General features: G+C 40.9%; 24 protein-coding genes. 16 read left to right on the top strand and 8 right to left on the bottom strand.

Annotation, left to right across the window (positions count from 1 at the left end; genetic code table 11):
- Window positions 1–173: 173 nt before the first annotated feature.
- Both ampE and ampD read right to left on the bottom strand, forming a co-directional pair.
- On the bottom strand, window positions 174–1,025 hold the full coding sequence (ampE, locus tag L3V38_RS20060; protein ID WP_237120526.1) for a beta-lactamase regulator AmpE: 852 nt from the start codon (window positions 1,023–1,025) through the stop codon (window positions 174–176).
- A 17-nt stretch (window positions 1,026–1,042) separates the two neighbouring features.
- The gene (gene ampD, locus L3V38_RS20065) at window positions 1,043–1,585 is read right to left on the bottom strand and encodes a 1,6-anhydro-N-acetylmuramyl-L-alanine amidase AmpD (protein WP_237120527.1); all 543 of its coding nucleotides are present in this window, start codon (window positions 1,583–1,585) and stop codon (window positions 1,043–1,045) included.
- 151 nt (window positions 1,586–1,736) lie between these two features.
- On the opposite strand from ampD, the gene nadC reads away from it, so the two are divergent.
- The 7 genes from nadC to yacG all read left to right on the top strand — a co-directional run bounded on the left by nadC (window position 1,737) and on the right by yacG (window position 9,046).
- The gene (gene nadC / locus L3V38_RS20070; RefSeq protein ID WP_130150717.1) at window positions 1,737–2,585 is read left to right on the top strand and encodes a carboxylating nicotinate-nucleotide diphosphorylase; all 849 of its coding nucleotides are present in this window, start codon (window positions 1,737–1,739) and stop codon (window positions 2,583–2,585) included.
- Window positions 2,586–3,078: 493 nt separating this feature from the next.
- Entirely contained in the window at window positions 3,079–3,495 is a 417-nt protein-coding gene (locus L3V38_RS20235; protein ID WP_267136437.1) for a prepilin-type N-terminal cleavage/methylation domain-containing protein, read from the top strand.
- Window positions 3,496–3,957: 462 nt separating this feature from the next.
- Window positions 3,958–5,178 carry a type II secretion system F family protein gene (locus tag L3V38_RS20085; protein WP_237120528.1) on the top strand — a complete coding sequence of 407 codons (1,221 nt, stop codon included), beginning with the start codon at window positions 3,958–3,960 and terminating at the stop codon, window positions 5,176–5,178.
- A gap of 206 nt (window positions 5,179–5,384) precedes the next feature.
- The gene (locus L3V38_RS20090; RefSeq protein ID WP_276574300.1) at window positions 5,385–6,281 is read left to right on the top strand and encodes an A24 family peptidase; all 897 of its coding nucleotides are present in this window, start codon (window positions 5,385–5,387) and stop codon (window positions 6,279–6,281) included.
- Window positions 6,282–6,283: 2 nt separating this feature from the next.
- A complete protein-coding gene (gene coaE / locus L3V38_RS20095) occupies window positions 6,284–6,889 on the top strand; it encodes a dephospho-CoA kinase (protein ID WP_237120529.1) in 606 nt (201 codons plus the stop codon).
- A gap of 174 nt (window positions 6,890–7,063) precedes the next feature.
- A complete protein-coding gene (pilB, locus tag L3V38_RS20100; protein ID WP_130150712.1) occupies window positions 7,064–8,740 on the top strand; it encodes a type IV-A pilus assembly ATPase PilB in 1,677 nt (558 codons plus the stop codon).
- A gap of 72 nt (window positions 8,741–8,812) precedes the next feature.
- Window positions 8,813–9,046: a DNA gyrase inhibitor YacG gene (gene yacG / locus L3V38_RS20105; RefSeq protein ID WP_130150711.1), complete on the top strand. Its 234-nt coding sequence runs from the start codon at window positions 8,813–8,815 to the stop codon at window positions 9,044–9,046.
- Window positions 9,047–9,098: 52 nt separating this feature from the next.
- Here the strand turns inward: yacG and L3V38_RS20110 are convergent, their stop codons facing one another.
- The gene (locus L3V38_RS20110) at window positions 9,099–9,629 is read right to left on the bottom strand and encodes a Spy/CpxP family protein refolding chaperone (RefSeq protein WP_237120530.1); all 531 of its coding nucleotides are present in this window, start codon (window positions 9,627–9,629) and stop codon (window positions 9,099–9,101) included.
- A 171-nt stretch (window positions 9,630–9,800) separates the two neighbouring features.
- Here L3V38_RS20110 and L3V38_RS20115 point away from each other — a divergent pair, with 171 nt between their 5' ends.
- From L3V38_RS20115 to L3V38_RS20125, 3 genes are read left to right on the top strand one after another with little or no spacing between them, the layout of a single operon-like run.
- Window positions 9,801–10,490, top strand: coding sequence for a response regulator transcription factor (locus L3V38_RS20115; RefSeq protein ID WP_062570060.1), 690 nt, complete (start codon window positions 9,801–9,803; stop codon window positions 10,488–10,490).
- 1 nt (window position 10,491) lies between these two features.
- Window positions 10,492–11,874, top strand: a complete 1,383-nt coding sequence (locus tag L3V38_RS20120) for an ATP-binding protein (protein WP_130150709.1) — start codon at window positions 10,492–10,494, stop codon at window positions 11,872–11,874.
- A gap of 2 nt (window positions 11,875–11,876) precedes the next feature.
- Entirely contained in the window at window positions 11,877–12,818 is a 942-nt protein-coding gene (locus L3V38_RS20125; RefSeq protein ID WP_237120531.1) for an alpha/beta fold hydrolase, read from the top strand.
- Here L3V38_RS20125 and L3V38_RS20130 read toward each other — a convergent pair.
- A complete protein-coding gene (locus tag L3V38_RS20130; protein ID WP_130150707.1) occupies window positions 12,797–13,705 on the bottom strand; it encodes a cation diffusion facilitator family transporter in 909 nt (302 codons plus the stop codon). The two genes, L3V38_RS20125 and L3V38_RS20130, sit on opposite strands and share 22 nt — an antisense overlap.
- A 102-nt stretch (window positions 13,706–13,807) precedes the next feature.
- Between L3V38_RS20130 and trmL the strand changes: the two genes are divergently transcribed.
- Both trmL and L3V38_RS20140 read left to right on the top strand, forming a co-directional pair.
- A complete protein-coding gene (trmL, locus tag L3V38_RS20135; protein ID WP_130150706.1) occupies window positions 13,808–14,272 on the top strand; it encodes a tRNA (uridine(34)/cytosine(34)/5-carboxymethylaminomethyluridine(34)-2'-O)-methyltransferase TrmL in 465 nt (154 codons plus the stop codon).
- Between the two features lie 140 nt (window positions 14,273–14,412).
- Entirely contained in the window at window positions 14,413–16,245 is a 1,833-nt protein-coding gene (locus L3V38_RS20140; protein WP_237120532.1) for a GGDEF domain-containing phosphodiesterase, read from the top strand.
- Between the two features lie 57 nt (window positions 16,246–16,302).
- Here the strand turns inward: L3V38_RS20140 and gpsA are convergent, their stop codons facing one another.
- From gpsA to L3V38_RS20160, 4 genes are read right to left on the bottom strand one after another with little or no spacing between them, the layout of a single operon-like run.
- Window positions 16,303–17,310, bottom strand: coding sequence for an NAD(P)H-dependent glycerol-3-phosphate dehydrogenase (gene gpsA / locus L3V38_RS20145; protein WP_237120533.1), 1,008 nt, complete (start codon window positions 17,308–17,310; stop codon window positions 16,303–16,305).
- A 3-nt stretch (window positions 17,311–17,313) separates the two neighbouring features.
- Window positions 17,314–17,802 carry a protein-export chaperone SecB gene (gene secB, locus L3V38_RS20150; RefSeq protein ID WP_062570056.1) on the bottom strand — a complete coding sequence of 163 codons (489 nt, stop codon included), beginning with the start codon at window positions 17,800–17,802 and terminating at the stop codon, window positions 17,314–17,316.
- A gap of 37 nt (window positions 17,803–17,839) precedes the next feature.
- Entirely contained in the window at window positions 17,840–18,097 is a 258-nt protein-coding gene (grxC, locus tag L3V38_RS20155) for a glutaredoxin 3 (RefSeq protein WP_062570055.1), read from the bottom strand.
- A 34-nt stretch (window positions 18,098–18,131) separates the two neighbouring features.
- Entirely contained in the window at window positions 18,132–18,563 is a 432-nt protein-coding gene (locus tag L3V38_RS20160) for a rhodanese-like domain-containing protein (protein WP_062570054.1), read from the bottom strand.
- 191 nt (window positions 18,564–18,754) lie between these two features.
- Between L3V38_RS20160 and gpmM the strand changes: the two genes are divergently transcribed.
- The 4 genes from gpmM (at window position 18,755) to L3V38_RS20180 (ending at window position 23,536) form a co-directional block, all read left to right on the top strand.
- The gene (gene gpmM, locus L3V38_RS20165; protein ID WP_237120534.1) at window positions 18,755–20,299 is read left to right on the top strand and encodes a 2,3-bisphosphoglycerate-independent phosphoglycerate mutase; all 1,545 of its coding nucleotides are present in this window, start codon (window positions 18,755–18,757) and stop codon (window positions 20,297–20,299) included.
- 3 nt (window positions 20,300–20,302) lie between these two features.
- On the top strand, window positions 20,303–21,442 hold the full coding sequence (locus tag L3V38_RS20170; protein WP_237120535.1) for a peptidoglycan DD-metalloendopeptidase family protein: 1,140 nt from the start codon (window positions 20,303–20,305) through the stop codon (window positions 21,440–21,442).
- Window positions 21,443–21,477: 35 nt separating this feature from the next.
- Window positions 21,478–22,746, top strand: coding sequence for a S41 family peptidase (locus tag L3V38_RS20175; protein ID WP_237120536.1), 1,269 nt, complete (start codon window positions 21,478–21,480; stop codon window positions 22,744–22,746).
- 76 nt (window positions 22,747–22,822) lie between these two features.
- Window positions 22,823–23,536, top strand: coding sequence for a divergent polysaccharide deacetylase family protein (locus tag L3V38_RS20180; RefSeq protein ID WP_237120539.1), 714 nt, complete (start codon window positions 22,823–22,825; stop codon window positions 23,534–23,536).
- Window positions 23,537–23,933 lie beyond the last annotated feature (397 nt).

The following is a 23,933-nucleotide window of genomic DNA, read 5'->3' on the forward strand; positions in this document are numbered from 1 at the left end:
GCGAAAACATCAAAGTGACCGAGGTAGCGCCTCATTAGAGTCCGTATATAAGTACGCAATCACATCAGCTTAATGTAAAAAAGGCTTGTGCAATCGGAGGAGTCCATATAAGCGGGTTTACCCCGCGACAGCTCGAAACAAATTTCAAACCCAAACGCAATATAAAATCGCGACTACGCTAAGCCACCAAACAAGGTCAATGCGGCGATGATCACTAAAAAAAACAGGACGTTTCGTTTTACTAATTTCATCATACAGGTTGCTTCGTAAGTACAACCAAAATGTTGTTGCTCAATTTGTTCAGCTGCAAGGGCTGTTTGCGTCACTACTTTGCGGTTGCTTACTGAAAAATCTAAAACATACTTAAGCCAACAACTGGTTCCTTTATTAAAGTTACCAATTACTAAGTAACCAAAGCTCGCAACACGTGCAGGTAACCAATCAAGCCAAAATAGTAATGTGTGAATAAGTTTGAAACGCTTTGCATAAATTACACGATGGTCATCCCGTACTTTATCAGCATAAGTACGCACTAATGCGTACAACACAGCACCAGGCACACCTAAAATGACAAACCAAAATATCACTGCGCAATAAAACCGAAAGTTAAGCCATGCTAATGTTTGGCCGAAGGTTTCGCCTTGCGGCTCATCTTCAAGCTTCTTTTGCCCGATTTGTAGTGCATATAAACTTGCCGCTTCAAGGTCATTGCGCGTTAATGCATTTAAGTACGACTTATAAAGTGCTCGCTGTTTAGCGCAGCCAAAACACACCAACAACACCACAACATTAATCGCTAATTGCCAAATAATTGAATCAGATAACTGAAAAACAATGGCAATTGCAAGTGCCGGCAACATCAGCCAAATTAAAAAGCCAATTGGAGAGTAAAATAACCCCTTCTTCGACAACTGCTTATTTGAAAGCGTTAGGTAACTATTTGCATAATGACTAATTTGCCAATAATCAGCACGCGCGCCCAAACGCTCTATGACTAGCGCAATAATGATTGAAATTAAGATCATCTTGTTACCTATTTCCTTTAAAACACTAAATCAAAATAATATTGCCAGTCGAAGCTCTCGCCTGGATCCGTCTTGCGACCAGGAGCAATATCGCAATGCCCAACAATGCGTGAGCGTGTAATAGCTGGATACTTATAAATTAACGCCTTTGTTAGTGATTGTAATGCATTATATTGTGCTTGGGTATAGGGGGTTTTATCTGTTCCTTCAAGCTCAATCCCCACGCTAAAATCGTTACACTGCCCTCGCCCTTCAAACATTGAAAGACCTGCATGCCAAGCTCGCTTTTCAAAAGGCACATATTGAATAACCTCACCTGTACGACGAATAAAACAATGAGCCGAGACCCTAAGCCCCTGTAAATCACTAAACGTTTCATGAGCGTCACAATCAATACAGCCCATAAATAAATCATCAACATAAGGGGTTAAAAACTGCCCTGCTGGCAATGAAATATTATGTATAACAAGCAACGAGACTTCACCGTCTGGGCGTTCATCACAATGGCTAGATGAGCGCTGTAATACCGTGTTTAATCGACCTAAGTCATCTATATACATACTAAAAACTAACCATGACAAGAAAGTTAAACAGTGTAATGGCTTAACAACCTTGGGTCTAGTTGCCAAAAACAAGCGAGCCTATATCTTCTAATCAAGAGTTAAACATAGTAAAATTTTGCTAACTTCTTACTACACAATGAGCTTTGACATGTCTGTTCCCCACTCTTTAATTAGCCAATTAGTTAAACTTGCGCTAGATGAAGACCTTAATTACCAATCAGCAAATGACGGTGATATCACCGCACAGCTTATTCCAGAAAATGAACAAGCTAATGCCAAAGTGATTACTCGCGAAGACTGCGTGTTTTGTGGTAAAGACATCATTTTAGAAGTATTTAAACAGGTTGATGAGTCTGTAAAGGTGGATGTGTTAGTCAACGATGGCGACACCGTTGCAGCCAACAGTACCTTATTTACAGCCAGTGGTTCTGCCCGTGCGATTTTAACAGCCGAGCGTACAGCACTTAATTTTGTGCAAACACTCTCAGGCACAGCCACAACCACAGCACATTATGTAAAAGAACTTGCAGGCACCACAACTCAATTATTGGATACCCGCAAAACCATTCCAGGCTTACGCGCACTACAAAAATATGCAGTAAAATGCGGTGGCGGCGCCAATCATCGAATTGGGTTGTTCGACGCATTCCTTATTAAAGAAAACCACATTGCGGCTTGCGGTGGCATTGATAAAGCGGTTGCTCAAGCTAAATTGAATCACCCAAGCAAACCTGTTGAAGTTGAAGTTGAATCTTTAAATGAGCTTGAGCAAGCTATTGATGCCGGTGCTGATATCATCATGCTTGATAACTTTAGCGTTGAACAAATTCAACAAGCAGTGGTAATAACTGACAAGCGTGCCAAGTTAGAAGTGTCTGGCAATATGACCCTTGAAACATTGAAAACCTACTCACAAGCGGGGGTAGATTTCATATCAAGCGGTGCACTTACAAAAAATTTACAATCAATCGACTTATCTATGCGTTTTAACGCCTAATTCTTCTTTATTTGCGTATTTAATCTTTACCTAATTCGTTGACACGGTAATAAAAAAAGCATTAAATACGCAAAAAGCCTGAGCTGGTAACAAAAAATATATATTTAATTAGAACTTTGAGACTGTATAAGCCAACTCACTCTGTACTAAAGTAAAGATTGCAATTAACTCAACAAGTTATATCAAAACAATTTTATTTACACGTTATTACAGGGATTCGCTTAAAACGTGATCCGTCTCAAACTAAAGTAGGAAAGTTCTGAAAAACCAGCTAGCTAGCGGGAAAACAGCTTCCAAAAACATTTATAAATGCTAAAGTAAATTTACATACGCTGAATAAGCAAAAATTTAGGATAGTCTGTTTACAAACAGACTGTTTGATTGAAATTTTAAGTAAAACTGTAAGATTTATTCTGTAGATTAAGCATTAATTTTACAATGCTGAACCAACAGCTAAACTTACAACACATCATATCCTTTAGGAGAGGAACAAATGACACAACAAAAGCAACAGGGTTTCACCCTAATTGAATTAATGATTGTAGTAGCAATCATCGGTATTTTGGCTGCAGTAGCACTACCTGCTTATCAAAATTATACAAATAGAGCTAAATTTGCAGAAGCTGTATTAGCTGTAACGCCATACAAAACAGCTATGGAATTAGCTATTCAGACTAAAAACCCTACAGCGAAAACTGATTTAGATGCTGCTAAACTTGGTATTCCTGCTGATATCACGGTTTCAGCGACTGATCATGGCGTAACTGTTGCTGATGGCTTAATTACTGTAACTTGGAAAACTGATGGCTCTCCTTTAGATGGCATAACATATACTTTAGAGGCGGATGGTATCACTCCTCCAGTTGATTGGACTGAAGGCGGAACATGCCTAACAAATGGCTTTTGCTAGGTATAATTGCACCTCATGTCTAGGATAGCTGCTAGTAACAGTAAATCTGGGTTTACTCTAATTGAGGTGCTAATTACAATTGCTATCGTTGGCTTATTAGCCTCGATAGCAATACCACAGTACTCTCTATATACGAACAGAGCAAAGTTTTCCGAAGTAATCTTAGCAACATCGATTTATAAAAATAGCATTGAAGTTGCTTATCATACAAAAAAACCAACTAACCTTAATGACTTCGATGGTGGAAACTTAGGTATACCTGAAAACAATTCTCCATATATAATTCCACATAAATATATTTTAACAGCGACTGTCACGAATGGAGTCATATATGTTGAAAGTTCGATTCTGAATAACGGGACTAATACTACTTACATTCTCACTCCAATAATAAATTCAAATAAAACTCTATCATGGAAAACATCAGGAAACTGTATAAACTCGGGGCTGTGTTAAAAGTACATGTTAAAATCAAAAGATGAATTAGATACATTTGAATGGGAAGGCGTCAACTCAAGAGGCAAAAAACTTGAAGGAGAGTTGTCTGGGCAAAGTATTGCCTTAGTCAAAGCGCAACTTAGAAAACAAGGTATCACCCCTTCAAAAGTCAAACGCAAACAAAAATCTTTATTCAGCTCTCGTGTCCAAAAAATTACCGCCAAAGACATTGCTCTTATCACCAGACAAATAGCCACTATGCTGATGGCCGGTGTTCCTTTAATACAATCTATCGAAATGATTGGTTCTGGCGCTAAAAACAAAAGTGTTGCCAAGCTGATGGAAGGCATAGGTGACGAAGTAAAAGCTGGTGTACCGCTTTCTCAAGCTCTTCGCAAACACCCCCGCTATTTTGATGATTTGTATTGCGATTTAGTGGCCTCAGGTGAGCAATCGGGTGCCCTTGATAAAATATTTGACCGTGTTGCGCTTTATAAAGAAAAAGCGGAAGCGCTAAAATCAAAAATTAAAAAAGCCATGTTTTACCCTATTGCGGTGTTGGTGGTGGCTTTAATTGTCACCTCTATTCTACTCATTTTTGTAGTGCCACAATTCCAAGACATTTTTAACGGCTTTGGCGCAGAGCTACCTGCTTTTACCTTGATGGTGATCGGTATTTCGGAGTTTATGCAAGAATACTGGTGGATGATGCTCATTGCACTAGTTGGCTTAGGCTTTGTTTACAAAGAAGCGCTCCTAAAAAGTAAAAAACTCAGAGATGCCAACGACAGAGCGGTATTAAAACTCCCTGTTGTGGGTATGATTTTAAATAAGGCAGCAGTTGCGCGCTACGCACGGACACTCTCAACCACCTTTGCAGCTGGTGTGCCATTGGTTGATGCCTTAGACTCAGCGGCAGGTGCCTCGGGCAATGCAGTGTATCGCTACGCTATTTTAGAAATTAAAGCTGAGGTGAGCTCAGGTAATCAAATGAACTGGGCCATGCGTAACTCTAAAATATTCCCCGACATGGTTGTACAAATGGTCGCCATTGGCGAAGAGTCAGGCTCATTAGATGGGATGCTTGCCAAAGTCGCGACTATTTACGAGCAAGAAGTTGACGATGCGGTCGATGGCCTTTCGAGTTTACTTGAGCCTTTAATAATGGCTGTATTAGGTGTGCTTGTTGGCGGTTTAATTGTGGCTATGTACTTACCAATTTTCCAATTAGGTTCTGTTATCTAGTTACCATTCGGGTGTGGTTAATTAAACGCGATACAAAATCGCGACTACGCCCATGTAACAACGGGTTTATCCCGCGACAATTTATAAAGCGCATTGGGCATAGCAACTTAAACGCGATATAAAATCGCGACTACACCCTTGTAGCAGCGGATTTACCCGCGATAATTTATTGCGCTTGTAATGCACAAAAAGTTTTAGGTAGTTTAATGCAAAATTTCTTTCTTGATATTGCCACTGTTATGCAAAGCCAACCGTGGTTTTATTTTTTAACTGTTGGGCTGGTTAGCCTATGTATTGGCAGTTTTTTAAATGTGGTAATTTATAGGTTACCACTGATGATGAAACGAGAATGGCAATCGGAATGCCGTGTTTTATTAGCTGATGAATTACCATCTCAAAATACCACAGAGCAGGCACCGTTTAATTTAGTTAAACCAAATTCGACCTGCCCAAAATGCAAAGCACCTATAAAGGTATGGCAAAATATTCCTGTTATTAGTTGGTTGTTACTTAAAGGTCGCTGTGGCAGTTGTAAAACAGCAATTTCTGTTCGCTACCCAATCATAGAAATGCTCACTGCAGGGTTAAGCCTTGTAGTGGCATCGCTTTTTGGTGCGACAGAACTTGCTCTACTTTATATTTTTATTACTTGGGTGCTTATTGCTTTAACATTTATCGATATCGATCATATGTTGCTACCCGACCAGCTCACTCTTCCACTGGTGTGGCTTACTCTCATTGCAGCAGTCATGGATATCACCATTGCCCCTTCTGACGCCATAATTGGCGCAGCCGTTGGTTACTTAAGTTTATGGAGTGTTTATTGGTTATTTAAATTAGCAACCGGTAAAGAAGGTATGGGATATGGTGACTTTAAGCTTTTAGCCGTATTTGGTGGCTTACTAGGTTGGCAATCAATCTTAACCATTGTGCTGCTTTCAAGTGTGGTGGGCGCAATCATTGGTATTGCTCAAATTATTTTGCAAGGTAAAGATAAAACGACCCCGATTCCATTTGGCCCTTACCTTGCGATTGCTGGCTGGGTTACTTTACTGTGGGGTGAACAAATACAAGCTTACTACTTTAGCTATTTGGGTCACTAACTATGGCAAATTGGGTATTAGGGTTAACTGGCGGTATCGGCTCAGGTAAAAGTGCAATTAGTGCGATGTTCGAAGAGCTATCAATCACGGTGGTTGATGCAGATATTGTTGCCAGAGAAGTCGTGCTACCAGGTTCACAAGGGCTAAAGCAGATAACAGCCCATTTTGGTGAAGACATTTTAACCTCAGAAGGTACACTAGATAGAGCAAAACTTCGTGCTATTATTTTCGAAAATGAAGCCGAGAAACAGTGGTTAAATGCTTTAATGCACCCACTAATAAGGGAGTCGATGCTTACGCAATTAGCGCAGGCCACCAGCGATTATGTGATACTCGTTGCTCCTTTGTTATTTGAAAATGGTCTTGAACAATATTGCTCACATACTTTATTAATAGATGTGCCAGTTGATGTGCAAATAGCCAGAACAACAGCCCGCGATAAAGTATCAATCGAGCAAGCTAAGCAAATTATCGCATCGCAAATGTCGCGCGAAAATAAGCAACAAAAAGCAAACGATATTTTAGATAATAATCGCCCATTAACTGAGGTTGCCAATGACGTTAAAGCACTGCACCAGAGCTATTTGCAGTTAAGTGCCATGAGTTAACATGGCGTGGTTTTAACCTCAATTAAAGTTAAGAATAAATAACTAGCACAACTTATAAATAACTGACTTTATAGTGAATTTATTTGGCTATTTTGCCGAAATAGACAAGACTCATGTTACACCCTTCTTTTTTCTGATAAATTGTGACAAAGAAAGGATCAACCAAGGTGCGCAATGAATATTAACTCACCGTTACTTAGAAAATTTATTACTCTTGGCCGTATTGACGCAGAAACAGTAAAACTCAAGCAGCGTGAATATAACTCTACGGCTGAGCTTATTTCTAAAAGCTGCCAGATTGATGGTCATGAGCTTGCGGAGCAGTGCACCGATCTTTTTCGCGTTCCTTATTTCGATATTAAAGACTTTGATGTCTCGCTTATCAGTGAAGAGCTGATAAAAGAAAAGCTAATTCGCGAGCATCACATTCTACCGCTCATTAAAAAGGGCCGTAAACTTTATATTGCAGCCTCTGACCCTACTGACTACGGTGCATTTGAAAACTTTGAATTTAGTACAGGGTTATCATGTGAAGTGGTGGTGGTTGATTACAACCAGTTAGAAAATAAAATAGAACAACTGCTGGATGCAACGGGTAGTTTGCACTTAAGCGAAGACGAATTTAAAGAACTGGGCGATCTTGAAACTGAAAAGCCTAAAGATATTTCAGGCAGTGATGAAGACAAAGACGATGCCCCTATCATCGTCTACATCAATAAAATATTGATGGATGCCATTAAGAAAGGTGCATCCGATTTACACTTTGAACCTTATGAACACCGCTATCGAGTGCGCTTTCGTATTGATGGCATCTTACATGAAATGGCCAGTCCGCCGAATAGCTTAGCGAGCCGTTTATCAGCACGTATCAAAGTAATGTCTCGCTTAGATATTGCAGAAAAGCGTAAACCTCAAGATGGTCGCATTAAACTAAAAATAACAGAGCGAAAGAGTATTGATTTTCGTGTCAGTACCTTACCAACTCTTTGGGGCGAGAAAATCGTTATGCGTATTCTCGACTCATCAAGTGCCATGCTCGGTATTGATGTACTCGGTTATGAACCAGAGCAGAAAAAACTCTACATGGACGCCCTTGAGCAACCTCAAGGTATGATATTGGTCACCGGCCCAACGGGGTCTGGTAAAACCGTATCGCTTTATACTGGTTTAAATATTCTGAACCAGCCTGAGCGCAATATCAGTACCGCCGAAGATCCTGTAGAGATCAATCTTGAAGGCATTAACCAAGTGCAAATCAATCCAAAAGCAGATATGACCTTTGCCAATGCCTTGAAAGCCTTCTTACGACAAGATCCCGATGTGGTTATGGTCGGTGAGATCCGTGACCTTGAAACTGCTGAAATTTCAATCAAAGCAGCGCAAACAGGCCATTTGGTTTTATCTACTCTGCATACTAACTCGGCACCAGAAACCTTAACCCGTTTATTAAATATGGGTGTACCTGCGTATAACGTAGCAAGCTCAATTAGTCTTATCATTGCGCAGCGTCTAGCGCGTCGCTTATGCCCTAAATGTAAAACCCCAGAAAAGCTCCCCGATGAAGAGCTTATTCGCCAAGGCTTTGATAAAGACACATTAAGTGAAATTCAATTATTTGCACCTAAAGGGTGCGACAGTTGTACCGAAGGCTATAAAGGCCGTGTTGGTATTTATGAAGTTATGCAGATCACACCTGAAATAGCACAAATTATTATGCGTGGTGGCAACTCGCTTGAAATTGCAGAGGTGGCGCTCAAATCTGGCTTTAATAACTTAAGACTGTCGGGGCTAAAAAAAGCAGCAGATGGTGTTACCTCACTGGCTGAAGTAAATCGTGTGACGAGTTTTTAACTCGTGACTCGATTCTCACGCTGAGCTTTAGTAAGATCACCTAAATGCATAAGCTTAATTGAGAAGAAAACCATGCCAACAGTTGTAAACTGCCCAACATGTAAAGCAAAAGTCGAGTGGTCAGAACAAAGCCCGCACCGCCCTTTTTGTTCAAAACGCTGCCAGCTCATCGACCTAGGTGAATGGTCGTTTGAGAATAATAAAATCTCGAGCCCCATTAGCAATGCCAACGAGCTAAACCAAGATATGATTGAAGATATCGAAGCCATGCTTGCTAAAAATGACGACTCGTTTTTTAAAGAATAGAGTTTTTAAGCTCAAAATGTAAAAAATGCGGCATTTAAGCCGCATTTTTTAATTATTTACTGTCTGAACGTTTATCTTTGCGCTCACCACGTGGACGATGTTGACCTTTCTTGTGGCCTTTTTTACGCATATGCTTTTTAATTTCTTTATAGCTTTCACGCTGCTCAGCATTAAGAACTTGCCAAATAGCATGCTCTGATTTTAGTTTAATCAAAGCAGCTTGTTGTGTTTTTTCTTCACGCGCTTTAATCAATTCCATTGCTGCATTTTCATCAAACGCTTGGGTTGCAAGAAGCACATCCATCTTTTCTTTGTAAGCTGCACGATTAGCTTTCATGGTTTCTTTATCACCATGTAGTGCTTTAAATTGCGTTTTTTGCTCAGCAAAAATAGCTTTTAGCTGCGTTTGCTGGTCTTCAGTCAGTTGTAATTTATCGATACCACGCTCAGATAATAAAAAACGCGCGTGTGGGTTCATGCCACGATGCATATCCCCTTTTGCCATAACAGGAGTTGCAGCAACACTGGCTGCTGCTAAACCACAAACAAATACGAATTTAGAAAGCTTATTTGAAATAGTCATAATCATTACCTTTTGTTGGGTTGTGCTCAATGCTTGTTTTGAGCTGATGAGTTAACTATACAAAGTTCAATGCAAAGGAACGCAAACCAGTGTAAAGGTTATGTAAAGATTCACTTTTACACAATTTACTAAGTAGAATAACCTTATAGAAACGAGTAAACAGGTGTCAGAATGAAACTATTAATGATCGACGACGATACAGGGTTGTGCGAACTACTCAGCGAGTACTTAACCGCACAAGGGTTTGCAGTAGATTGTTTTCATGATGGTGCTGAAGGCTTAGCACACGCTCTTAATCACAATTACGAACTTATTTTACTTGATGTCATGCTCCCATCTATGGACGGCTTTGAAGTGTTAAAACAACTTCGTCAGAAAAAGCTCACGCCTGTTATAATGCTCACCGCTAAAGGCGAAGACTTCGACCGTATTTTTGGCTTAGAGCTCGGTGCTGATGACTACATCCCTAAACCCTTTAATCACAGAGAGTTACTAGCTCGCGTAAAAGCGATAACTCGTCGTATTGAACATATTAATAGCTTATCGCAGCAGCAAACAAGCTCCCTGAGTGTAAATAGCATTCATATTAACCTTGCGACTCGCGAAGCCTCTGTGAATGAAAACACATTGAGCCTGACAGGCACTGAGTACGAAATTTTGGCCATGCTAGTTCAGCATGCAGGAGAAGTCATAAGTAAAGAGCAAATAAGCGAACAAGTGCTCGGCAGACGCCTTGCTCCCTTTGATCGCTCAATCGACATGCACGTCAGCAATATTCGCAAAAAAATTGCTGAGCATGTAAATAATGAGCGTATTAAAACAATGCGTGGTAGCGGCTATGTGCTGATTCAAGGCGAGTAATATGAAGACACCTGATTGGTTTAAAAAACCACGTCATTATTTATTTTTAAAGATTTTTGCTTGGTTTTGGGTAACGGTTATCGCCACAATTACCACCTTGGTATTTTTAAGTAAATTAACCAGCAACGTGGGTAATGATGAGCTTCGCGGCCCCATGCTTAAAAACTTGCAATATACGGCAAAAAGTATTGAGCGTATTGTGGCTAAACATGGCAAATCAACACAAGATGTCATTTCACATCCCCGCCTATCGAAACACAAGTTATTGTATTTAAATGGTGAAGTGCATGGTGTAGAGATGCTCAGTGAGCCTATTTCTAAGGACATAGACTTAAGTTTATTAAACTTTACCAAGCGTATGTCACCACAAATTATCTTTACCGATGAATACCAAGCTTATGGGCCTGTAAAAATCGATGTGCCAGAGGGAACATTTTTCCTTTATGAAATAGATGAAAAACGTAAAAAGCCCTTCTTTGTTGGTCTTTGGCTTATGCCAACATGGTTAAAAATTATTATTGCGGTAATCGCCTCACTTATGTTGAGTTTTTTCTTTAGCCGCAATCTGATAGCCCCTATCAACAGCCTTAAAGAAACTGCCAATAAGCTTGCGCATGGCGACTTAACGGCACGTGCTGATATCTCTAATTCACGACAAGATGAGTTGGGCGTATTAGGGCGCGACTTTAATACAATGGCAACACAGCTTGAGCAATTAATTAGTGCGCAAAAACGTTTACTTGCAGATATTTCTCATGAGTTACGTTCTCCGCTAACGCGTCTTAAAATGGCAACAGGCCTTGCACAGATGCAAGCAGAAGATGCACAACAAGCCTATTTAGAGCGTATTGAAAAAGAGGCGAATCAGCTTGATAAAATGATTGCAGATGTTTTACAGGTATCTCGCCTTGAAGCAAAAAGTCAGACTTTATCGCTAAGTACACAGTCGATACAGGTTATTATTGATCATGTTTTAAATGATGTTCGCTTTGAGGCAAACCAGTGCAATAAGCACCTCAGCGTTGAAGGAAAAATTGAAAAAGAAGTGCCTTGTGATGAAACACTCATCGCCAGTGCGCTTGAGAATGTGCTCCGTAATGCAATTAAATATGCCACTCAACACATTCATCTAATACTGTCTGAGTCTGATGCGATTTACATTACCATTTGTGACGACGGTAAAGGGGTTGATGAAGCCAACCTTGAAAGATTATGCGAACCTTTTTTTCGTCAAGAGCATGCCAGGGATAGAAATACAGGAGGTACAGGTTTAGGGCTTGCGATTGCCAAAAATGCAATTTCAGCCCATGATGGTACGCTAATACTCGAAAACCAAGAACAAGGCGGGCTTTGCGTTAAAATTCGTCTGCCAATAAAGAGCTAAGTATGTTTTATAGTGATGAAGCCAACCTTGCTAATAACACAACCAAAATAAACACGTTTTTTTCAGAGCAGTTACAACAAGACTTTTTAACGACCCGTCATGGTACTTTATACTATGGATTTGCAATTCCACAGCAAGCAACGACAGCAATTATAATTAGCAGTGGTCGTATCGAGTCATTATTTAAATATAAAGAGCTTTTATGGGAGTTATACAAAAATGGTTATGCCGTCTTTATCGTTGACCATCAAGGCCAAGGACGCTCTTATCGCCTTTTAAAAAACACACATAAAGGCTATGTAAACCGTTTTAGTGATTACGCTGACGACTTTGCTACATTTAACGAAAAAGTGGTACAAACACACTGGCAAGGCAAACAGGTTTTACTTGGCCATTCTATGGGCTGTGCGATTGCTTATGACTTTTTGTCCCGTTATCAACATACATTTTCAGGGGCATTTTTATCAGCGCCTATGTTTGATATTTATACCAAAGGCACCCCTAAACCTCTTGCTAAACTTGCCGCGAAAATAGCCTCTTTAATTGGCCTTGGCCGCAGTTATGCGTTTGGACAAAACAATTATTTACCTGTCGACTTTGCCGTAAATGAGCTCACAAGCAGTGAAGTGAGGTATAAGCAGTTCAGAGAGCTTTATTTAGCAGAGCCTGATTTACAATTAGGTGGTGTGACCTATGGCTGGCTAAACGCTTCTTTTGATTTCATTGCCGCATTAGTAGACAGAAAAGTGTCGATCCCTCTTTTCATTGCCAGTGCAGAGCAAGATACCGTTGTTGATAACGCCGCACAATTTGCGCTCACACATAGGCAAAAAAAAGCACGCTTAAAAAGCTACCCACATGCACGCCATGAGTTGTTATTCGAGCGAGATGAGATAAGACACGCTGTGCTCACTGACTTTTATCAGTTTTGTGATTCACTGTAAGGTGGCTTTTTAACGACAGAAAGCGGATCTAAGTGCATTAATATGTCCATTTCACAGTCGAAATAAGCCTTTATCATCGCCTCCACTTCATCTGCGACTTGGTGTGCGCGAATAAGGGGTAAGTTGTCTTCAAGCTCTAAGTGCATCTGAATAAATTTAATTTTACCACCTTGGCGTGTACGAATATCATGAGCGCCAAACACCTCTTTATGGCTGTTTACAATACTCAGAATTTCCGCTTTTTCTTCATCAGGTAGTTCTTTATCCATTAAGTGGTCGGCACTGTCACGAGCAATATCCCAGCTGTTATAAAGTAAATAAACAGCCACACCAATGGCAAAAAGGGGATCGGCATAAGTCATGCCATACTTAGCTAACACTATCGCGATTAATACCGCGAGATTAAGTATTAAATCGCCCTTGTAGTGAATTGAATCTGCCTTAATAGCGATTGACTCAGTGTGATTAATCACCTTGGTTTGCACAAATACCACAACCAAGGTACACACTATCGCAAATAGGCTCACCCAAATACCTAAACTTGAGTGCTTTAGCGTAACAGGGTTGATCAGCCTTTCTATACCATGAAATGCTAAGAAGCAGCCTGAGCCGGCAATAAAAGCAGCTTGTGCCAGCCCCGCAAGAGCCTCTGCCTTGCCATGACCAAAACGATGATCATCATCAGCAGGACGCAGCGCATAACCAAGTACCAAAAAGCTCATTAGGGATGCTGTGATATCCATCAATGAATCGGTTAACGAGCCCAACATAGACGCAGAGCCAGAGGCTAGCCACGCCCAGCTCTTTGCAGCAATCATCAAACTCACCATCATAATCGTAACAAGACTGGCGGTTCTTACCCAAAACTCATAACTACGATGTTTCACAACAACTTACCTTTAGATATTATCAATCTTGAGTATATCATCTTTTTATTCTAGTTCGTGTATACTCAGCTGCAGATCATATTGTTTAAAAATGAGATTCAAATGCTTGATATTGTGTTGTACCAACCTGAGATCCCACCTAATACAGGTAATATCATTCGCTTATGTGCAAATACAGGCTACGCTTTACACCTTATTGAACCACTTGGGTTTGAATGGGATGATAAACGTGTAAAACGCGCAGGGCTTGATTATCATGAATTTAGTCATGTGCAACGTCATGCTTCTTTCGAAGCTTATCTTGAGAAGTGCCAGCCTAACAAAGTTTATGCTTGCACAACAAAAGGCAGTCAGTTTCATCACCAAGCTCAATACCAACCTGGTGATTGTTTAGTATTCGGTCCTGAAACTCGGGGCTTACCTGATGAACTAATTCAATCTTTGCCTAAAGAACAACGAGTACGTATTCCAATGCAAAAAGACAGTCGAAGCATGAATTTATCTAATTCTGTGGCTGTATTTGTCTATGAGTCTTGGCGTCAGCTGGGGTTTGTGAATGGTCAATAAGTTATTGAAAAGCGTATCTAATAAAATTTCATTAATTTTTTAGCACGACCCTTTTTTATGAACTAATCTAAATAAGTTAAGCCTGTTCCTAAAGACGAGTCTAGATGCGCTTTTTTACTGTTTTATTCAGCATAACTTTAATGATGCAACATTCTGTTAGCGTTGCATCATCAATCGCATCAAACCTACCTAACAGTATCCCCATTCTACTCTTCCTTATCCTATTAGCCATCATTGGGCTTTTTATAGCCGTTATTTATAATCAAAAAAGTCAAAAAATGATGTTAATTGATGCGCTTTTATCACAGTCGAAAGATGCGATTTGGGTCAGTGATGAGCACTTCAAAATAATTGAGGTCAATAATACATTTTGTGAAATTTCGGGTTATCGTAAAGAAGATGTCATGGGCAAGGAGTTTAAAGCCCTCACTAAAGATGGCCGCGATCGGCAACTCGAACAAATGATCCAACAAGAGTTAGTGCAGGATGGTTATTGGTCAGGTGAAATTTGGAACTTACGCAAAGATGGTCAACCATATGCACTTGATTTGTGTATTACCAAAGTGGCAACACCTAAATTTCCAAGGCAGTTTGTTCGCTATGTAGGTTTATTTTCAGATGTTACTGCACGTAAAAACCATGAGCGAACAATGCTTAGGCTTACCACAAAAGACACGGTTACAGGGTTATCAAACCGCACTATTTTTATAGAATCGTTAGATAAAGCAATCAACGCCTGCAATGACAAATACCCAAGCCTCCTCATTTTATTTATAGATCTGGACAACTTTAAAAAAATTAACGATTCTCTTGGTCATACAGTAGGTGACATGCTTTTAAAAGAAGTCGCTTGTAGACTAACGAATACACTTAACTCAGGTTTTACTATTGCTAGATTAGGCGCTGATGAGTTTGCAATTTTAGTCCCTCCCTACCTATACTCCGATAAAACCATTTTCTTTGCCAAAAAAACCGCTGATTTAGTACTTCGACAATTTAAAACACCTTTTATGCTCGATGGTTTCGAAACATCTCTCTCCGCTTGTTGTGGAATCGCAATCTACCCTGAGAATGCGTATAACTGCGAAAACCTAATGCGCAGCGCTAACAGCGCCTTAAATCATGCAAAAAAAATAGGCCGAAATACATATCAGTTTTTTGATAAAGAACGCCATACCCTCGACCCAACAGAGCTCACAAAAGAAAGTGCGTTATTCAAGGCTATTACTAACAATGAGTTCGAACTTTATTTCCAGCCTAAGTATGATGCTCATCACAACCGTTTGTATGGTTTTGAAGCCTTAGTTCGTTGGCCCCAAGAAGATGGAAGTTTAATTAACCCTGATGAATTTATTCCTTTAGCGGAACAAAATGGCGCGATTATCCCCCTTACCCAACTACTACTCGCGCAGTTACTAAAACAACTCGCAGCTTGGCGGCATCAAAATCTTGCTTTTGGAAAGGTCGCGATTAATATTTCTGCCTTACACTTTCAGCAAAGTAATCTAATCGATACATTAGTTGATAACTTAGCAAAGTTTGATGTACCAGCATCATGCTTAGAGCTAGAAATAACCGAAAGTGCCATGATGGAAAACCCACAATTTGCAGAGCAGCAAATGAAGCGTATTAAATCGCTGGGTGTACAAATAGCGCTAGATGATTTTGGCACGGGACATTCATCGTTAAGCTATTTAAAGCGTTTCCCTATCGATACGTTGAAAATTGATAAGTCATTTGTCAGAGATATTGCTAATAATGAACAAGATAGAAATATCACAGCAACGATTGTCCGCCTTGCAAAGTATTTGAATATTAACGTTGTTGCAGAAGGAATTGAAACACAAGAGCAGGCGTATATGCTGCACATAATGGGGTGTCACTGTCAGCAAGGTTACTACTACAGTAAGCCACTCAAGGTCGAGCAGGTCAATGAGTTCATCAAAAATAAATTGGCTAAACAATTAACTTAAAAACAAAAGCGCGATATAAAATCGCGCTTTTTAATGTCTATAGTTGCTATATATGGTCTACTCAGATTTTTGTTCACGTCCGAGTAGCGCCATTGCTGCTTCTTTTACATTTTTGTTTTCGTACAACACTTTGTAAATTTGCTCAGTGATTGGCATTTCAATACCAGTACGCTCAGCTAACAAATACACTTCTTTAGTATTTCGATAACCTTCAACCACTTGACCAATTGATTTTATAGCAGCTTCTACCCCTTCGCCTTTGCCAAGTGCTAAGCCAAAGCGTCGATTTCGAGACTGATTATCTGTACAGGTTAGAATCAAGTCACCTAGCCCTGCCATCCCCATAAAGGTATCTGAGCGAGCCCCCAAAGCACAGCCTAATCGACATAACTCCGCAAGGCCACGAGTGATCAGGGCTGTTCTAGCATTGGCACCAAAACCAAAGCCATCCGACATACCGGCACCAATCGCAATGACATTTTTAACCGCACCACCGAGCTGAATACCAATAAAATCGTCATTGTTATACACCCTAAAAGAGCGCCCACAATGCAATAATTCGGCAAGTTGCTTTGCAAAGTCACTGGATGTTGATGACACAGAAATTGCAGTAGGTAACCCCATCGCCATCTCTTTAGCAAAAGTAGGCCCAGACAACACAGCAAGCGGCATATCATCGCCTAATTCCTGCATCGCAACTTCTTGCAATAAGCGTCCTGTATTTGGCTCCAGTCCTTTAGTAGCCCAAGCTACTTGGGCACCTTCTTGCAACCATGGCTTTATCTGCTGTAGTGTTGTAGCAAACGCATGGCTTGGCACAACCACAAGAATAATCTTGCTGGCCTTAACCGCCGTTTCGAGATCAGATTCAAGTGAAAGGGTTTGTGGAAAATCCACATCAGGAAGATAACGTTGATTCTTTCGCTCAGCTGCAAGCGTGGCAACGTCATCGCTATTTCGCCCCCACAAAGTCACTGGGTGACCATTTCTGGCAAAGCAAATAGCAAGGGCGGTGCCATACGACCCCGCCCCTAAAACTGTAACAGCTGATTGTGCTGTAGTCATTGCTTATGCGTCTGCTTGAGCCTGTTGCTCTTGAGCTGCACGTTGTTGCATGTACTGAGCAAACAATGCATCAAAATTAACAGGCGCTAAGTTAAGTTGTGGGAAAGTACCACGGTTAACTAAGTTTGAAACTGCTTCACGTGCATACGGGAACAATACGTTCGGGCAAAATGCGCCTAGCATATGTGCTAATTGAACTTCTTCAACTTCACCAATAGTGAAAATACCCGCTTGTTGGATCTCACATAAGAAAGCTGTTTCTTCACCGATTGATGCAGTAACTGTCAGAGCAAGAACAACCTCAAAAACACCTTCTTCTAACTTATTTGAACGAGTATCAAGGTCTAACTTAACTTCAGGCGTCCATTCTTTTTGAAAGATAGCTGGTGAGTTTGGTGTCTCAAAAGAAACATCTTTTGTATAGATACGTTGAATTGTGAATTGAGCACCTGCTTGTTGTTCTGCTGCTGCGTTCTGGTTTTCTTCGTTCATTGTAATTCCTAACTTGTATTCGTTTTTATAATAAATTTTAAGCGTTCAGCTTAGCGTCTAATAGACCTTGTGCTTCTATCGCCATCATGTCGTCGCAACCGCCAATATGTTCATCATTAATAAAAATTTGCGGCACTGTATAGCCACCATTGGCTTTGTCGATCATTTCGTCACGACGTTCAGGATGCTCACCAATATCAATGTTCGTATAACTTACACCTTTACTGTCTAGTAAAGCTAATGCGCGTTGGCAAAAAGGGCAGTACGCCTTGGTGTAAAGAACAACATTACTCATAATAAATCCTCTATTGGGCTGCTACGTGATGCTATTAGCGACCGGTTGTCGTTGGTAAACTGGCCGATTGCCAAGCACCCATACCACCCGATAATACATATACACGTTCAAATCCTGCTTTATGCATTGCAGTTGCGATACCTGAGGCGGTCATGCCCGTGGTACATACTAGTATAATGGGTTTACTCTTGAACTTTTCAAGGCTTGAAAAATCAGATTGTTTTGCCTTTTCTGAGCTTAGGTGTGTTGCACCGGCGATATGACCCGAGTTAAATTCTTTTTGAGCTCTAATATCAACAACTTGGCCATCTTCACGGTTAATCAACAAAGTCACTTGTTGTGGATTAATTTGACGAATTGCTGAAAATTTACTTTTAAACCAGCTACTGATAAGCATTGCCACCAATGCAAGCCAGATAATGCTCAATATCGGATGATTACCGACAAACTCAATGTATTGATCCATGCGTTTTCCACTAAGATATCTACGACCACGGCGACTTACCATGGGGTTATTAAAATATGCCACGCAAGTATACGTGCTTGAATCGAAAATACTAGAGCGTGAAATATTTTAATATGACATATTGATAGCTGATCAAAACCCTAAAACACGGTATGCTAATGGTATATAAGTGCCAATCTTCAGGAGCGATAATGACAGAGCATAAAAAACCATTGGTATTAATGATCTTAGACGGTTGGGGATACCGTGAAGACACTGAAAGTAATGCAATACTTGCTGCTAATACCCCTGTACTCGATGAACTTTGGGCAACGCGCCCTCATACACTCATTTCAGGGTCTGGCCTTGATGTTGGTTTACCACAAGGACAAATGGGTAACTCAGAAGTAGGTCATGTTAACTTGGGTGCTGGCCGCATTGTCTACCAAGATTTTACGCGTATCACTAAAGCGATTGAAGATGGTGAGTTCGCTCACAACCCTGCTCTTGTTGAAAACATCGATAAAGCAGTCAATGCAGGTAAAGCTGTTCATATCATGGGACTTTTAAGCCCAGGTGGCGTTCATAGCCATGAAGATCATATCGTTGCTACTATCGAGCTTGCAGCTGAGCGCGGTGCCAAAGAAGTATACTTCCATGCTTTTTTGGATGGTCGTGATACGCCACCACGCAGTGCGAAAGCCTCTATTGAGCGAATTGAAGCACTATTTGCAAAGCTTAACTGTGGTCGCTTAGCAACCTTAGTGGGTCGTTACTATGCAATGGATAGAGACAACCGCTGGAATCGTGTCGAAGCAGCTTATGATGTTATGGTGAGTGGTATTGCTGGTCACAGTTTTAGCGACGGTGTTAGCGCACTCGAAGCTGCCTACGAGCGTGATGAAAATGATGAATTTGTCGCGGCTACAACGATTGTGCCTGAAGGCCAATCAGCAGTAGAAATTAACGATGGTGACACAATTATTTTTGCCAACTTCAGAGCTGATCGCGCTCGTGAAATGACCCGCGCGTTTGTTGACGCTGACTTCAATGGTTTTGAAAAAAAGAAAGCCCCTGTTCTTAGTGGTTTTGTAATGATGACAGAGTACGCTGCCGATATTAAAGCCCCTGTTGCATTTGCACCTGAGCCTTTAACAAACGTTTTAGGTGAATGGCTCGAGAAACAAGGCAAAACGCAACTGCGCATCTCTGAAACAGAAAAATATGCACACGTCACCTTTTTCTTTAGTGGCGGCCGTGAAGATGAATTTGTTGGCGAGACTCGTGAACTAATTCCATCACCACAAGTGGCTACTTACGACCTGCAACCTGAAATGAACTCAGAAATGCTAACCGACAAACTTGTTGAAGCAATTGCCAGCGGTAAATACGATGCCATTATCTGCAACTACCCTAACGGCGATATGGTTGGACACTCAGGCGTATTCGAAGCGGCTGTCAAAGCATGTGAAGCTGTTGATCACTGTATAGGCCGTGTAATTTCTGCACTTGAAGAGCACGGTGGTGAAGCGTTAATCACAGCTGACCACGGTAATGCTGAGCAAATGGCCAATCCTGCAACGGGTCAAGCACATACAGCCCATACCAGTGAACCAGTTCCCTTTATTTACGTGGGCCGTGACGCGACACCTCACAATGGTAAAACACTGAGTGACGTTGCTCCAACAATGCTTCACTTAATGGGTCTTGAGCAGCCAAGCGAAATGACTGGCAAACCAATTATGACGCTGAAATAAACAATGAGAAAACGTATTAACCACTTCCTAAAAACTGGTTTAATACTGGCTTCATTAGCAGCAACAGGAATTGCTGCTAATGAAGATCAAACCAAAAAAGACCTATCCGAAATTCAATCAGCTTTGCAAAAATCGCAAGCTGACCTTAAAGGACAAAGGAAGTCTATTTCTGACATGCGTAGTGCACTTCGTAGCCACGAGTTAGAAATAGCTAAAAATGCAAAAGCGCTGAATCTCGCTGCACAGTCAGTTAAAGAGAACGAGCAACAACAAGCTAAACTTCAAGATAAAGCCAAACAATTAAAGCAAGAGCAAGCTGAACGTCAAGCTGTGCTAGCTGCCCAACTAAAAAGTGCTTATATGTCTGGTGGCCATGATTATTCAAAAATGCTCTTAAGCCAGCAAGACACCGCAAAAATTGAGCGCACACTCAGTTACTATAACTACTTAAATAAAGCACGAATAGCGCAGCTTGAAGAGCTTAAGGCGCTACAAATCAAAATTGCGGATAACCAAGCAGAACTTGAGCAAACCAAGTTACGTCTTGTTGAATTGCATAACGAGCAAAAGGCGCGACAACAAGCACTTGTCAGCGCGCAACAAGACCGTAAGAGCAACCTCAACAAATTACAATCAGCCCTAAAAGAAACAAAAAGCTCAATTGATTACCTAAAAGAAAATGAACAAACGCTTATCACCGCCATAGAAGAGTTAGAAAGAGAACGCTCAAAAAAGGTTGAGCTACTTGGCTTGAAAAGCAGTAAAGGTAAACTTGACTGGCCAACAAAGGGAAAAATTCGTTACAGCTTTGGACAGCGTAAGCACGGTAATATTGACTGGAAAGGCGTTCTCATTGGCGCTAGAGAAGGTAGTGATGTCAAAAGCGTGCAAAATGGTCAAGTTGTGTATGCAGACTGGTTAAATGGCTTTGGCTGGGTGATTGCTATTGATCATGGCGATGGTTTTATGAGCTTATACGGCCACGCCCAAACTTTACTTCGTGATGTGGGCGATCTTGTCAGAGAAGGCGAAACTATAGCCTTAGTTGGCCAAAGCGGCGGACAATCAGATCCTGGTCTATACTTTGAAATACGCCATAAAGGACGCGCAGTAAATCCTGTAAAATGGTGCAGACGTATTTAATTGATTAAATAGCTGCACCCTATGAGGAGCAGCTGATGCTAAACACTATTTACCCATTTAAATTATACTCTCCTTCAGCCAAGCTATACACTTGGCTGCCGTTTCTATTGCTTATAGCCTTCGTATATTTATTACTGCAACCGTCTTTGGTTAATGCTAAACCATCACTTAAAGCGCTTCATACACAACAGTTAAATGAGATTCTATTTAATATACATACCTATTATGTGGATGACCTCAAGTTACAGAATACCTTTATTACTCAACCCGATAACCAACAAATAGAAGCCTTATTTGAGCGCTTAGACCCCTACTCAAAATACTTAGATGAAACAGAACTAGACGCCATTTTCAGCAGTACGAGCGGCCGCTACACAGGTATTGGCATAGAAGTAAAAATAGAACAAGGGCATGTCGTTGTTGTTAATACTATTAGCAACTCCCCCGCTGCACTAGCAGGATTAAAAGAAAACGATAAAGTGATTGCTATAAATCAACAGCCTATCGCTAATAAAAGTATGAGTGAAATAGCAAAGCTTATTCAACAAAGCGGTCAATCAGCGGTAGATGTTTCAGTTTTACGTGAACAAGATACCCCGCTCAGTTTTTCTATCAAACGCCAACAAATCAACTTAGAAAGCGTGCATGGCTACCTTGCAGACACAGGTGTAGCCCTGTTAAGTATCAATACATTCAACAACCATACCTTGCACGATGTTGCGCGTGAGATAGCAAAAATGCAGATGAATAACGGATTTCCACTATCAGGGCTAATTATCGACTTGCGTGATAATCCTGGTGGCACATTGCAAGGTGCAATTGAAGTATCCGATTTATTCTTGGATACCGGAGTTATCGTCTCAACCAAAGGTCGATTTAATGAAGCAAATCAACATTATCAAGCTCATGATGGCGATATCCTAAATGGCGCCCCCATTGCGGTTTTGATAAACGAAAACTCAGCGTCTGCAGCGGAAATATTAGCAGCAGCCCTTAGAGATAATGAACGAGCAACACTAATCGGCGAGACAACTTACGGTAAAGGCTCTGTGCAATCACTCATCCCTTTAGGTAATGGCAACACAGCACTAAAATTGACGACTGCTCGCTATTACACCCCGACAGGTCAATCAATAGAAGGAAAGGGAGTCACACCTGATGTGAGTATAAATCAAACAATACTTTCAGAAATTAACCAAGACGCTATAATAAAAAACATCCAAGAGTTAGCTTTATTCAGCTCACTACTTGATAGACAAGATAAAAAACAACTCACTGCCCAGCAACTCTTAATCGTGCAGTAAGTGAGTGCCTACATGGAAAAAATAATTACAACAAGTGAAGTTATTAAAAGGGTTACTACTCGCAGTATGTTTGCCAATGTTTTGCTCTGCAAAACAAATTGCTATCGTCATTGATGATATAGGCTACCACCAACGCGATCTTGATATTTTAAACTTACCGGGGCAGGTCACTTTCTCAGTCTTGCCCCATACCCCCTATGCTCAAACGTTTGCTGAACGCGCCAGTAAAATAAATAAAGAACTTTTACTACACATTCCTATGCAGGCTCTTGATAACAGCAAAGCACTTGGACCAGGCGCTCTTACAGAATCGATGAGCAAGTCAGAATTACAAGCTACACTTGGGCACGCGCTTGCATCGCTTCCACAGGTGAAAGGTGTAAATAATCACATGGGATCAGAGCTAACACAGTTAACAGAGCCCATGAAATGGACCATGGAAGTTTTAAAAAAACGTGGTTTGTACTTTTTAGATAGCCGAACAACAAGTCAAAGCGAAGCACAAAATGCAGCTAACTTTTACGGTGTAGCGAATGTCTCAAGGCATGTATTTCTTGATAACGTAGTGACTACACAGCAATTGACACAGCAGCTTGAAGAACTAAAAGTTAAAGCCGAACACTTTAACTATGCGATAGCGATAGCCCACCCTTACCCAGAAACCGTTGCTTTCTTACAAAAAGCCTTACCTGAGCTAGAAAAACAAGGTTATCAACTTGTTCCCTTATCTCAACTAGTTGAAACCAAATATATTCAGCTTGCCAAAGCAGAGCAGAAGCAAAGTGAATAGTGCACCGCTCCATTGCTGTAGCGAGCGAATTTAATACTACTCGTTAGCCGCGATGTAAAATCGCAACTACAAACGTATTGGGGCGGCCTTGTCGAATAGCTGCGAGTTAATCCCGCGTCATGGGTTGTACGTCCACGACGTCTATCACGCGATGTAAAATCGCGACGACAAATGTGTTGGGGTGGCCTTATCCCGCGTCATGGGCTGTCTGTTCGCGGATAGCGCGCGATATAAAATCGCGACGACAAACGTATTGGGGTGGCCTTGTCGCGTAGCAGATGTATGGACTCCTCCCCATTAACGGGAGAGTACGGTATAAAGAAATTGCAAAACATCTTTTACCAATTAAGGAGTCCATACATGACACAGTCTAATTTAATTGCTATTGATTTAGCAA

The organism is Pseudoalteromonas sp. L1 (assembly GCF_021728095.1).
Classification (GTDB): domain Bacteria; phylum Pseudomonadota; class Gammaproteobacteria; order Enterobacterales; family Alteromonadaceae; genus Pseudoalteromonas.

Bases quoted from the DNA above. Each gene is read 5' to 3' on its own strand.
- L3V38_RS20170 (WP_237120535.1), top strand. From the start codon at position 20,303: ATGAGAAAACGTATTAACCACTTCCTAAAAACTGGTTTAATACTGGCT.
- L3V38_RS20140 (WP_237120532.1), top strand. From the start codon at position 14,413: ATGATGCAACATTCTGTTAGCGTTGCATCATCAATCGCATCAAACCTA.
- secB (WP_062570056.1), bottom strand. From the start codon at position 17,802: ATGAACGAAGAAAACCAGAACGCAGCAGCAGAACAACAAGCAGGTGCT.
- nadC (WP_130150717.1), top strand. From the start codon at position 1,737: ATGTCTGTTCCCCACTCTTTAATTAGCCAATTAGTTAAACTTGCGCTA.
- ampD (WP_237120527.1), bottom strand. From the start codon at position 1,585: ATGTATATAGATGACTTAGGTCGATTAAACACGGTATTACAGCGCTCA.
- L3V38_RS20085 (WP_237120528.1), top strand. From the start codon at position 3,958: ATGTTAAAATCAAAAGATGAATTAGATACATTTGAATGGGAAGGCGTC.
- L3V38_RS20125 (WP_237120531.1), top strand. From the start codon at position 11,877: ATGTTTTATAGTGATGAAGCCAACCTTGCTAATAACACAACCAAAATA.
- L3V38_RS20115 (WP_062570060.1), top strand. From the start codon at position 9,801: ATGAAACTATTAATGATCGACGACGATACAGGGTTGTGCGAACTACTC.
- L3V38_RS20160 (WP_062570054.1), bottom strand. From the start codon at position 18,563: ATGGATCAATACATTGAGTTTGTCGGTAATCATCCGATATTGAGCATT.
- trmL (WP_130150706.1), top strand. From the start codon at position 13,808: ATGCTTGATATTGTGTTGTACCAACCTGAGATCCCACCTAATACAGGT.
- L3V38_RS20175 (WP_237120536.1), top strand. From the start codon at position 21,478: ATGCTAAACACTATTTACCCATTTAAATTATACTCTCCTTCAGCCAAG.
- L3V38_RS20090 (WP_276574300.1), top strand. From the start codon at position 5,385: ATGCAAAATTTCTTTCTTGATATTGCCACTGTTATGCAAAGCCAACCG.
- L3V38_RS20235 (WP_267136437.1), top strand. From the start codon at position 3,079: ATGACACAACAAAAGCAACAGGGTTTCACCCTAATTGAATTAATGATT.
- pilB (WP_130150712.1), top strand. From the start codon at position 7,064: ATGAATATTAACTCACCGTTACTTAGAAAATTTATTACTCTTGGCCGT.
- L3V38_RS20180 (WP_237120539.1), top strand. From the start codon at position 22,823: ATGTTTTGCTCTGCAAAACAAATTGCTATCGTCATTGATGATATAGGC.
- ampE (WP_237120526.1), bottom strand. From the start codon at position 1,025: ATGATCTTAATTTCAATCATTATTGCGCTAGTCATAGAGCGTTTGGGC.
- coaE (WP_237120529.1), top strand. From the start codon at position 6,284: ATGGCAAATTGGGTATTAGGGTTAACTGGCGGTATCGGCTCAGGTAAA.
- yacG (WP_130150711.1), top strand. From the start codon at position 8,813: ATGCCAACAGTTGTAAACTGCCCAACATGTAAAGCAAAAGTCGAGTGG.
- grxC (WP_062570055.1), bottom strand. From the start codon at position 18,097: ATGAGTAATGTTGTTCTTTACACCAAGGCGTACTGCCCTTTTTGCCAA.
- L3V38_RS20110 (WP_237120530.1), bottom strand. From the start codon at position 9,629: ATGACTATTTCAAATAAGCTTTCTAAATTCGTATTTGTTTGTGGTTTA.
- L3V38_RS20120 (WP_130150709.1), top strand. From the start codon at position 10,492: ATGAAGACACCTGATTGGTTTAAAAAACCACGTCATTATTTATTTTTA.
- gpmM (WP_237120534.1), top strand. From the start codon at position 18,755: ATGACAGAGCATAAAAAACCATTGGTATTAATGATCTTAGACGGTTGG.
- gpsA (WP_237120533.1), bottom strand. From the start codon at position 17,310: ATGACTACAGCACAATCAGCTGTTACAGTTTTAGGGGCGGGGTCGTAT.